Below are 11719 nucleotides of genomic sequence, written 5' to 3' on the forward strand. Positions count from 1 at the left end.
TGAAGATCAAAATAAAAATATTAACGTTAATATTTTTACATTAAAAAAGGCCCGCGATAAAAGCGAGCCTTTTTAAAAGAAATTAACTGGTTATTACCAACCCGTTTTTTCTTTCAATGCTTTACCGATATCAGCAAGTGAACGTACTGTTTTTACGCCCGCAGCTTCTAATGCAGCAAATTTCTCATCAGCAGTACCTTTACCGCCTGCGATGATCGCGCCAGCGTGACCCATACGCTTACCTTCTGGTGCAGTAACACCAGCAATGTAAGATACAACAGGTTTAGTTACGTTAGCTTTGATGTACTCTGCAGCTTCTTCTTCTGCAGTACCACCAATTTCACCAATCATTACGATTGCTTCAGTTTGTGGATCTTTTTCGAACATTTCTAAAACGTCGATAAAGTTAGTACCTGGAATTGGATCACCACCAATACCAACACACGTAGACTGACCAAAACCAGCATCAGTAGTTTGTTTAACTGCTTCGTACGTTAAAGTACCAGAGCGAGAAACGATACCTACTTTACCAGGCTTGTGGATGTGACCAGGCATGATACCAATCTTAGTTTCGCCAGGAGTGATAACACCTGGGCAGTTAGGACCGATCATACGAGTACCTGTTTGATCTAGTTTAACTTTAACGTCAACCATATCAAGTGTAGGGATACCTTCAGTGATACAAACAATCAGCTCAATGCCAGCATCGATAGCTTCTAAGATTGCATCTTTACAAAAAGGCGCTGGTACATAGATAACTGACGCAGTTGCGCCTGTTTCTTGTACTGCATCACGAACTGTGTTGAATACTGGAAGACCAAGGTGCGTTTGACCGCCTTTACCAGGGCTTACACCACCAACCATTTGAGTACCGTACTCAAGTGCTTGCTCAGAATGGAAAGTACCCTGACCACCTGTGAAACCTTGACAGATAACTTTTGTATCTTTATTGATTAATACAGACATTATTTGCCCTCCGCAGCAGCAACTACTTTTTCAGCAGCGTCTGTTAGTGATTCAGCAGCGATGATATTAAGGTCAGATTTAGCCAGAACTTCACGACCAAGTTCAGCATTAGTACCTTCTAAACGTACAACTACTGGAACGTTTACGCCCACTTCTTTAACTGCGCCAATGATGCCTTCAGCGATCATGTCACAACGAACGATACCACCAAAGATGTTTACTAAAACAGCTTTAACATTATCATCAGAAAGAATGATTTTGAATGCTTCAGAAACACGCTCTTTAGTCGCGCCGCCACCAACATCTAGGAAGTTAGCCGGTTTGCCACCGTGTAGGTTTACGATGTCCATAGTACCCATCGCAAGTCCCGCACCGTTAACCATACAACCAACGTTACCATCAAGGGCTACGTAGTTAAGCTCAAAGCTTGCTGCATGTGCTTCACGTGCATCTTCTTGAGATGGATCGTGGAACTCACGGATTTTAGGTTGACGGTAAAGTGCATTACCATCGATACCGATTTTTCCGTCAAGACAGTGAAGATTACCTTCGTCTGTGATTACTAACGGGTTGATTTCAAGTAATGCGAAATCAAAATCAGTGAACATTTTACCAAGACCCATGAAGATCTTAACGAACTGTTTCATCTGCACTGGGTTAAGACCCAATTTGAAACCTAATTCGCGGGCTTGATAAGCTTGAGGACCTACTAACGGATCGATCTCAGCTTTGTGGATAAGCTCTGGTGTTTCTTCAGCAACAGTTTCAATTTCAACACCGCCTTCAGTAGACGCCATGAAAACAACTTTGCGAGATGCACGATCAACAACTGCACCAAGGTACAATTCGTTGGCGATATCAGTACAGCTTTCTACTAAAATCTTAGCAACTGGCTGACCTTTCTCGTCTGTTTGGTAAGTAACTAGGTTTTTACCTAACCAGTTAGCTGCAAACGCTTTTACTTCGTCGATAGTTTTAACTAGCTTTACACCGCCAGCTTTACCACGTCCACCTGCGTGAACCTGAGTTTTAACAACCCACATATCACCGCCGATTTTCTCAGCAGCTGCTGCAGCTTCTTCAGGTGTGTCGCATGCGAAACCCTGAGAAACTGGTAAACCATATTCGGCAAAAAGTTGTTTTGCCTGATACTCATGCAAATTCATGATGCTTTATCCAATTTTTTATACTAAAAGAGCTGACTATTTTTATAAACAGACAGCTATCCCAAATTGCGCACCTAGTATAGATCCCAAGGCTTAACATGAAAACCCCAGTACGACCAAAGGCGCAAAAAAAAAGCTGTGAATGTTCATTCACAGCTCATATTTCATACAACTAGATTAAACATCTAGCAATAAGCGTGTTGGATCTTCAAGTAACTCTTTAATAGTTACTAAGAAACCAACAGATTCTTTACCATCAATGATACGGTGGTCATAAGAAAGTGCTAAATACATCATAGGAAGTATTTCAACTTTACCATTTACAGCCATTGGACGGTCTTGGATTTTATGCATACCCAAAATTGACGACTGTGGCAAATTAATGATAGGTGTAGATAGTAATGAACCAAATACGCCCCCATTAGTAATAGTGAAGTTACCACCTGTCATATCAGCAAGCGTTAACTTACCATCACGACCTTTAAGGGCTAGTTCACGAATACCTTTTTCAATTTCGGCAACCGATAGCTTGTCACAATCTTTAAGTACTGGTGTCACTAAACCACGAGGTGTAGATACTGCAATACTGATATCAAAATAGTTATGATAAACGATATCGTCACCGTCAATCGATGCATTTACATCAGGGAAGCGCTTAAGTGCTTCAGTCACTGCTTTCACATAGAAAGACATAAAACCTAAGCGAATACCGTGACGCTTTTCAAACACTTCTTGATACTGCTTACGAAGGCTCATGATTGGTTCCATGTTTACTTCGTTAAATGTTGTTAGCATTGCAGTTGAATTTTTAGCTTCAAGAAGGCGTGTTGCGATCGTTTTACGTAAACGCGTCATAGGCACACGTTTTTGTGTACGATCGCCCATAGGTGCAACTGGAGCAGAAACCTCTGCTTTTTTGGCCGCTGGTGCTGGTGCTTTTAAGAAAGTATCAACATCTTCTTTCGTTACACGGCCATTTTTGCCTGTGCCTTTAATTTTAGCAGCGTCTAGGCCTTTTTCAGCAATTAAACGACGTACAGATGGTGTTAACACATCTGAGCTATCGCTTGCTTCTGCAGCTGGTGCAGCATCAGATTTTGCAGCAGGAGCGGCAGCTACACCACCGGCTTGCACTTTACCGATAACTTGTTCACCAAGTACAGTATCGCCTTCTGCATGGATAATCTCACCCATGATGCCATCTTCTTGAGCAACAACTTCAAGAACAACTTTATCTGTTTCGATATCAACCAAGTTTTGATCGCGAGAAACTGCGTCACCTGGTTGAACATGCCAAGTAGCTACTGTCGCGTCTGCGACTGATTCTGGAAGTACAGGTACTTTAATGTCCACTTCTTTACCTTCTGAGGCTGGTGCTGATGGCGCCACTGGCGCATTGTCTTGTTTATCAGAAGCAGGTGCTGCTTCACTCTTCGCGTCTTTGCTAGGCGCTGCTGCATCAGCATCACCAATTAGACCGATTACTTGGTCACCAAGTACGGTAGCACCTTCTTCTTGCGAAATCTCAGTGATCACACCGTCATGCGGTGCAACAACTTCTAAAACCACTTTATCTGTTTCAATGTCTACTAAGTTTTGGTCGCGAGATACTTTGTCGCCAACACTTACATGCCATGTAGCAACGGAAGCATCAGCAACCGACTCAGGAAGAACAGGAACTTTAATTTCTGTGCTCATTGCTTATCCTTTATTTTCAATAGTAAGCGCGTCTGCGACTAGCGCTTGTTGTTCTTTTGTATGCACTGACATATAACCACATGCTGGAGAAGCTGATGCTTTACGGCCAGCATATTTAAGCTTCGCACCTTGTGGGATTGCCTCTACAAAGTGATGTTGTGAACAATACCAAGCACCTTGGTTTTGTGGCTCTTCTTGACACCAAACAAAATCAGATACATGCTGATAACGGGCCATAATGGCTTCCATTTCATCATGTGGGAATGGGTATAACTGTTCAACACGCACAATAGCTACGTTATCAAGTTCAAGTTTACGACGTTCTTGTAGTAGCTCGTAATATACTTTACCGCTACAAAATACAACACGTTCAACTTTAGCCGCGTCAATATCATCGATTTCATCAATCATATTGTGGAATACACCTTCTGACAACTCCTCTAACGTGGACGTTGCAAGTGGGTGACGCAGTAAAGATTTTGGTGTCATTACAATCAATGGACGACGAAGTGGTCTTACTGACTGACGACGCAGCATTGCATATACTTGCGCTGGTGTAGAAGGTACACATACTTGCATGTTGTGATCGGCACATAATTGTAAGAAACGCTCTAAACGTGCCGAACTATGTTCTGGACCTTGACCTTCATAACCATGCGGTAACAAAATTGTAAGACCACATAGGCGGCCCCATTTTTGCTCACCAGAGCTTAAGAATTGGTCAAATACAACTTGCGCGCCATTGGCGAAGTCACCAAACTGAGCTTCCCAAATAACTAATGATGTAGGCTCAGCTGTTGCATAACCATACTCAAAGGCAACAACAGCTTCTTCAGAAAGAACTGAATCGAATACTTGGAAAGTGCCTTGATCTTTACTGATGTTTTGCAGTGGTAAATAGGTAGAACCATCTGTTTGGTTATGAACAACCGCATGGCGGTGGAAGAACGTACCACGCCCTGAATCTTGCCCAGTCATGCGAATATCTGTGCCTTCAGATGCAATCGTTGCATAAGCAAGTGTTTCTGCCATACCCCAATCGAGTGGTTTTTCACCTGTTGCCATTAATTTACGATCATCATAAATCTTTTTAACACGTGATTGCGCTTTATGCCCTTCAGGGTAGCTAGCGACAATTGTACCAAGTTCTTTAAGTTTTTCTATTGATACGCTTGCATCGTATTCTACATTCCATTCATGGCCTACATATTTTGCCCAATCAGAAGAATGTGATGTTTCTTTTTGAATCTCTTCAACAACACAGTGACCGTCATCTAAGCTATTACGGTAATCGTCAGCTAATGCTTTAATTTCACTTTCAGTGAATGACCCTTCCGCTGTTAGTTGATCTGCATAGATTAAACGTGGTACTGGGTGTTTTTTAATTTTTTGGTACATGATCGGTTGAGTCGCATTCGGCTCATCCGCTTCATTATGGCCATGGCGGCGATAACAAACTAAGTCGATGACTACATCACGTTTAAATTGATTTCTGAAATCAAGCGCGATTTGAGTTACAAATGCAACGGCTTCAGGATCATCAGAGTTAACGTGGAAAATCGGTGACTGGACCATTTTTGCGATGTCGGTACAGTAATCTGTAGAACGAACATCGTCTTGTTTACTTGTAGTAAATCCAACTTGGTTATTGACTACAATACGAATACTACCACCACAACTAAACGCATTTGTTTGCGATAAGTTAAAGGTTTCTTGTACAACGCCTTGCCCTGCAATTGCAGAATCACCATGAATGGTAATTGGTAACGCTTTTGAACCGCTCTCACTGTTTAAACGATCTAAACGTGCACGAACTGAACCCATTACAACTGGGTTTACAATTTCAAGGTGAGATGGATTAAAAGCAAGCGCCATATGAACATTGCCACCTTTGGTAGCAAAATCAGACGAATAACCCATATGGTACTTAACATCACCCGAGCTCAGTGTTTCTTTATGTTTACCAGCAAACTCATCGAATAACTCTGATGGGTTTTTACCTAAAACATTAATAAGCACATTTAGACGACCGCGATGAGCCATACCAATGACAGCTTCTTGTTGACCGCTTTCGCCCGCTCGATGAATCAATTCTTTTAGCATCGGTACTAATGCATCACCACCTTCAAGTGAGAAGCGTTTTGCACCAGGGAACTTAGCCCCTAAATACTTTTCCAGACCATCAGCTGCGGTTAACCCTTTTAGGATACGCAACTTTTCATCTTTACTGAAAGTCGGACGCGACTGCACTGATTCCAAACGTTGTTGTAACCAGCGTTTTTCTTCAGTGGATGTGATGTGCATATACTCAGCGCCAACAGAGCCACAATATGTGGTCATCAGAGCTTGATATAACTCACCTAAAGGCATGGTATCGCGGCCAACGGCAAACGATCCCACGTTAAATTCGCGGTCAAAATCAGCTTTAGATAGGTCGTGGTATTCAAGTTCTAAGTCTCGAACGCGTTCACGCTGCCATATCCCTAATGGGTCTAGGTTAGCATTTTGGTGACCGCGGAAACGAAAAGCATTAATTAGCTGGAGTACTTTAACCTGTTTAAGGTCTCCACCATTGCTTTGTGTTACCACTACTTCTCTATGCTTGTTTTTAGCAAGCGCCGCAAATTGTGCACGAACTTCTGAATGCTTAACGTCAACATCCACACCATCTACTTTTGGTAATTGTTCGAACACTTCTCGCCATTCTTCTGGCACAGAAGTCGCATCATCTAAATACGCTTCATAAAGCTCTTCAACATAAGCAACGTTTCCGCCGTTTAAATGTGAAGATTCTAGCCATGCCTTCATCACACCTTCGTGCATTTATAAGCCCTTTTCTTTAGCGCAGAAATTAATTGTTATATAACAAGATGGCTAACTTACATCAGCCACCTTACTTTTTACAATACTTTTAAACCGAACGGTTCAATAGCATTGACTTGATTTGTCCAATTGCCTTAGTAGGATTAAGACCTTTAGGACAAACGCTAACACAGTTCATGATACTGTGACAACGGAATACGCTGAACGCATCGTCTAAGTCAGCTAAACGTTCTTCTGTTGCCGTATCGCGGCTATCAGCCAAGAAACGGTAAGCATGAAGAAGGCCAGCAGGACCTATGAACTTGTCTGGATTCCACCAGAACGAAGGACACGATGTTGAACAACATGCACACAGAATACATTCGTAAAGACCATCTAACTTATCACGTTCTTCGATCGTTTGAAGACGTTCACCCGCCGCTGGCGTGTCATTAATTAGATATGGTTTTACTTTTTCGTATTGAGTGTAGAACTGACTCATGTCAATAACAAGGTCACGTACCACAGGTAAGCCTGGTAATGGACGAACTACGATTTTACCTTTGCCATTTTTTTGCAGCGTAGATAAAGGTGTAATACATGCTAGACCATTTTTACCATTCATGTTGACACCGTCAGAACCACACACGCCTTCACGGCATGAACGACGAAATGATAAGGTTGGATCTTGCTCTTTTAATAATAAAAGTGCGTCCAATACCATCATGTCGTGGCCTTCTTCCGTTTGCAAAGTATACTCTTGCATACGTGGGGCGTTATCAACATCTGGATTGTAACGATAAACAGAAAATTGTACTTGTGCCATCGTCTCGCTCCTAGTAGGTACGTGCTTTAGGTGGAAATGCTTCGCGCAGTTTAGGCGCATAGTTTACATCACGCTTGCTCATTTCATCCGTTACCGGATTGAAAACTGAGTGACATAACCAGTTTTCGTCATCACGATCTGGGTAGTCAAAGCGAGAATGCGCACCACGGCTTTCTGTGCGGAAGTTTGCAGCAACTGCTGTTGAGTATGCTGTTTCCATCATGTTATCTAATTCAAGACATTCGATACGTGCAGTATTGAAATCTGATGATTTATCATCAAGACGCGCATGTTGCAAACGTTCACGAATTTCTTTAAGTTCTTGCAGACCCGCAGCCATAGACTCACCTTCACGGAATACCGAGAAGTTAAGTTGCATACATTGTTGTAGGTCTTTCTTGATTTGAACTGGATCTTCACCTTGACCAACAGCTGAGTTTTCCCAACGGTTGAAGCGAGCAAGAGCCGCATCTAAATCTGATTCTGACGCATCTTTTGATACTTCAACATCATTTAAGTATGTGCCAAGGAAGTTACCCGCTGCACGACCAAAAACAACTAAATCAAGTAATGAGTTACCACCTAAGCGGTTTGCACCGTGTACAGATACACAGGCAATTTCACCTACTGCAAATAATCCTTCAACTACTTTTTCGTTGCCTTGGGCGTCGATTTGTAGCGCTTGACCATTTACGTTAGTTGGAACACCACCCATCATATAATGACACGTAGGGATTACTGGAATTGGTTCTTTAGCAGGATCAACGTGTGCAAATGTTTTCGCAAGGTCACAAACACCTGGAAGGCGTAAATTAAGCGTTTCTTCACCAAGGTGATCAAGCTTAAGTTTAATGTGTGGACCCCAAGGACCATCACAACCACGACCCTCACGAATTTCCGTCATCATTGAACGCGCAACTACGTCGCGTGACGCTAAATCTTTTGCGTTCGGTGCATAACGCTCCATGAAGCGCTCGCCATCTTTATTTAAAAGATAACCACCTTCGCCACGACAACCTTCAGTAACAAGTGTACCCGCGCCAGCAATGCCAGTAGGGTGGAATTGCCACATCTCCATGTCTTGCATTGAGATGCCAGCACGTGTTGCCATACCAACACCGTCACCAGTGTTGATGTGTGCATTAGTTGTTGATGCAAAAATACGACCCGCACCACCCGTTGCTAATACAACCGCTTTTGACTTGAAGTAAACAACTTCACCTGTCTCAATATCAATCGCAGTACAACCAACAACATTACCATCATCGTTTTTAACTAAATCTAATGCATACCACTCTGAGAATACATTGGTTTTATTTTTAACGTTTTGTTGGTAAAGAAGGTGTAGTAGCGCATGACCTGTACGGTCAGCTGCAGCTGCTGTACGTGCGGCTTGCTCACCACCAAAGTTTTTCGATTGACCACCGAAAGGACGTTGGTAAACACGGCCATTTTCAAAACGAGAAAATGGTAAACCCATGTTCTCTAATTCAGTAATGGCTTCAGGTCCTGTTTTACACATATATTCGATAGCGTCTTGATCGCCGATAAAATCGGAACCTTTAACAGTATCGTACATGTGCCATTCCCAGTTATCTTCATGTGAGTTACCCAACGCAACCGTAATACCACCTTGTGCGGACACAGTGTGCGAACGGGTTGGGAAAACTTTAGAGATAAGTGCACAGGTTTTACCTGATTCAGTGATTGCAAGTGCTGCGCGCATACCCGCACCACCTGCGCCAATCACGACGGCATCAAATTCACGAACAGAATATTTCACTTAAACACCCCATAAAACAATTAGACCAATAGCTACGTACGCCGCGGCCATAAGGTTTAATACAAACCCTAAAGCAGCACGCAACTTTGCGCATTTAACATAGTCTGTTAGTACTTGCCAAAGGCCAATACGGGTGTGAACCATAATGCAAACCAGGGTAATTAGCGTAAACCCTTTCATTGCTAGGTTTGAAAACAGGCCTTGCCATGCTTCGTAAGTGACTTCTGGCGACGCTAAAAAATAGCCAATAATAAAAATCGCATACGCGGTAATTACGAGTGCCGTGGTACGTAAAGATACGAAATCTTGTACGCCATCACGCTTAAGAGTTGCTTGATTTAACACCATATCCACACCCCTGCTAATACGGAAGCCACAACGCCAAGTGCCATAGCAATTTTAGCGCTGAGGTTACCTGATTCAAGTTCTTCCCAATGTCCCATATCCATAATGATATGACGAATACCGCCGATAAGGTGATACGCCAATACAGAAATGGTGCCCCAAGCTATGAATTTGGCAATGAATCCGCTAAACAGACCCTTGACGAATTCAAAACCTTCAGCTGAAGAAAGAGACTCTGACCAAGCCCAAATGACAAACGTTAAAGCAAAAAATAATGCAACACCGGTGACGCGGTGAAATATTGATGCTTTAGCCGTTGCCGGCATAGATATAGTTGTTAGATCTAGATTTACAGGTCTTTGCTTTTTCACAGTTACTTGCCCATCTTGCCCACTTAGGAGCTCATCTACTTGTTTTTCTAAACCCACCAAAAATGAATTTTTCTGATGGAACTATCTAAATAAACTTTATTAACACAAGAAAAGTTCACATTTTTGCAAAAATCACATGTAAAAATAACGTTTACCTACAGACAATACGGTATAAAACCTTCGATAGTATATATAGCCAACGGTCTTTTTACAATTCTTGTTTAATTAGAGATATTTGCGAATTAGCCAATGGTATAATATTTAATCCTCTCAGAATATTTATTATACATTTGTGCATAATGTTTATAAAAATTGACTTTAACCCCCTCTTTCACGTTAAAATGAAAAGAATGTGCTTAAACAAATTCAGAACATAACAATCAGAGTTGTTATCTTAATAGGAGATAAATAGATGGCGGATAAAAAAGCCACAGTCCATATTGATGGTCTAGATCCAATCGAACTTCCAATTTACCAAGGTACTGCAGGTCAAGATGTAATCGATGTACGCACGTTAGGTGCACACGGTCATTTCACATATGATCCAGGTTTCATGTCGACTGGTTCTTGCGAATCTTCAATTACTTATATTGATGGCGGCAAAGGTATCTTGCTTCACCGTGGTTACCCAATTGAGCAATTAGCTGAAGACTCAGATTATGTTGAGTTATGTTACTTACTATTGAACGGTGAGTTACCATCTAAAGAACAATACACTGAATTTGCAAAAGAAATCACTCATAGCACTATGCTTGATGAAAAAATTGCAAACTTCTTTCAGGGTTTCCGCTTTGATGCTCACCCAATGGCTATGCTGTGTGGTGTTGTTGGTGCATTATCATCTTTTTATCATGAAGACCTTGATATTACGGATGCGACACAACGTAAAACAAGTGCTGTTAAACTTATTGCTAAGCTACCAACAATTGCTGCAATGGCTTACAAATACAACGTTGGCCAACCGTTCGTGTACCCACGTAACGACTTAAGCTATGCTGAAAACTTCTTACATATGATGTTCTCTGTCCCTGCTGAAGAATACAACGTGAGTCCTGTTGTTGCTAAAGCAATGGACAAAATCTTCATGCTTCACGCTGATCATGAACAAAACGCTTCAACGTCAACAGTACGCCTAGCTGGCTCATCTGGTGCTAACCCATATGCGTGTATCGCAGCAGGTATTGCATCTCTTTGGGGCCCTGCACATGGCGGCGCTAACGAAGCATGTTTAAACATGTTAGAAGAAATTGGTTCAGTTGACCGCATCGATGAATACGTCGCTAAAGCGAAAGATAAAGCGGACCCTTTCCGCCTTATGGGCTTTGGACACCGTGTTTACAAAAACTTCGATCCACGCGCAACAGTAATGCGTCAAACGTGTCATGAAGTACTTGCAGAGCTTAATATTCAAGATCCATTGCTTGATATTGCAATGAAACTTGAGCAAATTGCACTTGAAGACCCGTACTTTGTAGAGAAGAAACTTTACCCTAACGTAGATTTCTACTCAGGTATTATCTTAAAAGCAATTGGTATTCCAACAAGTATGTTCACTGTGATCTTCGCAATGGCACGTACAGTTGGTTGGATCACTCACTGGGATGAGATGCTATCTCAGCCTGGTCATAAGATCAGCCGCCCACGTCAGCTATATACGGGTTACACACACCGTGACTACGTATCAACTGATAAGCGTTAATAATTAAATTATCGCAAAAAGGTCGCTTTAGCGGCCTTTTTTGTTGCTGATTTTTACTATTAA

Annotated in this window: 9 protein-coding genes; 1 reads left to right on the forward strand and 8 read right to left on the reverse strand. The window is 42.1% G+C overall.

Annotated elements, in window-relative coordinates:
- Positions 1-93: 93 nt before the first annotated feature.
- The 8 genes from sucD to sdhC form a co-directional block, all read right to left on the reverse strand.
- The gene (gene sucD / locus ADS77_RS03905) at positions 94-966 is read right to left on the reverse strand and encodes a succinate--CoA ligase subunit alpha (RefSeq protein ID WP_054204708.1); all 873 of its coding nucleotides are present in this window, start codon (positions 964-966) and stop codon (positions 94-96) included.
- Positions 966-2132: an ADP-forming succinate--CoA ligase subunit beta gene (gene sucC / locus ADS77_RS03910; protein ID WP_007375754.1), complete on the reverse strand. Its 1167-nt coding sequence runs from the start codon at positions 2130-2132 to the stop codon at positions 966-968. The genes sucD and sucC overlap by 1 nt, the downstream gene beginning before the upstream one ends.
- Positions 2133-2309: 177 nt before the next feature.
- Positions 2310-3830: a 2-oxoglutarate dehydrogenase complex dihydrolipoyllysine-residue succinyltransferase gene (gene odhB / locus ADS77_RS03915; protein ID WP_054453064.1), complete on the reverse strand. Its 1521-nt coding sequence runs from the start codon at positions 3828-3830 to the stop codon at positions 2310-2312.
- 3 nt (positions 3831-3833) lie between these two features.
- On the reverse strand, positions 3834-6653 hold the full coding sequence (locus ADS77_RS03920) for a 2-oxoglutarate dehydrogenase E1 component (protein WP_054204710.1): 2820 nt from the start codon (positions 6651-6653) through the stop codon (positions 3834-3836).
- A gap of 88 nt (positions 6654-6741) precedes the next feature.
- Complete coding sequence (locus ADS77_RS03925) at positions 6742-7458, reverse strand: succinate dehydrogenase iron-sulfur subunit (protein WP_054204711.1); 717 nt, start codon at positions 7456-7458, stop codon at positions 6742-6744.
- A 10-nt stretch (positions 7459-7468) separates the two neighbouring features.
- Positions 7469-9241 (reverse strand): succinate dehydrogenase flavoprotein subunit, encoded by a 1773-nt coding sequence (gene sdhA / locus ADS77_RS03930; RefSeq protein WP_054204712.1) that lies wholly within the window; start codon positions 9239-9241, stop codon positions 7469-7471.
- Positions 9242-9589 (reverse strand): succinate dehydrogenase, hydrophobic membrane anchor protein, encoded by a 348-nt coding sequence (gene sdhD, locus ADS77_RS03935; RefSeq protein ID WP_054204713.1) that lies wholly within the window; start codon positions 9587-9589, stop codon positions 9242-9244.
- Positions 9580-9957, reverse strand: a complete 378-nt coding sequence (sdhC, locus tag ADS77_RS03940) for a succinate dehydrogenase, cytochrome b556 subunit (protein ID WP_082355599.1) — start codon at positions 9955-9957, stop codon at positions 9580-9582. The genes sdhD and sdhC overlap by 10 nt, the downstream gene beginning before the upstream one ends.
- 412 nt (positions 9958-10369) lie before the next feature.
- On the opposite strand from sdhC, the gene ADS77_RS03945 reads away from it, so the two are divergent.
- Entirely contained in the window at positions 10370-11656 is a 1287-nt protein-coding gene (locus ADS77_RS03945) for a citrate synthase (RefSeq protein WP_054453066.1), read from the forward strand.
- Positions 11657-11719 lie beyond the last annotated feature (63 nt).

The sequence above is a fragment of the Pseudoalteromonas porphyrae genome (assembly GCF_001298125.1).
GTDB lineage: Bacteria > Pseudomonadota > Gammaproteobacteria > Enterobacterales > Alteromonadaceae > Pseudoalteromonas > Pseudoalteromonas neustonica.

Excerpts from the sequence above, each read along its gene's own strand:
- sucC (WP_007375754.1), bottom strand. The coding sequence starts at position 2,132 with ATGAATTTGCATGAGTATCAGGCAAAACAACTTTTTGCCGAATATGGT.
- ADS77_RS03925 (WP_054204711.1), bottom strand. The coding sequence starts at position 7,458 with ATGGCACAAGTACAATTTTCTGTTTATCGTTACAATCCAGATGTTGAT.
- sucD (WP_054204708.1), bottom strand. The coding sequence starts at position 966 with ATGTCTGTATTAATCAATAAAGATACAAAAGTTATCTGTCAAGGTTTC.
- ADS77_RS03945 (WP_054453066.1), top strand. The coding sequence starts at position 10,370 with ATGGCGGATAAAAAAGCCACAGTCCATATTGATGGTCTAGATCCAATC.
- ADS77_RS03920 (WP_054204710.1), bottom strand. The coding sequence starts at position 6,653 with ATGCACGAAGGTGTGATGAAGGCATGGCTAGAATCTTCACATTTAAAC.
- sdhD (WP_054204713.1), bottom strand. The coding sequence starts at position 9,589 with ATGGTGTTAAATCAAGCAACTCTTAAGCGTGATGGCGTACAAGATTTC.
- odhB (WP_054453064.1), bottom strand. The coding sequence starts at position 3,830 with ATGAGCACAGAAATTAAAGTTCCTGTTCTTCCTGAGTCGGTTGCTGAT.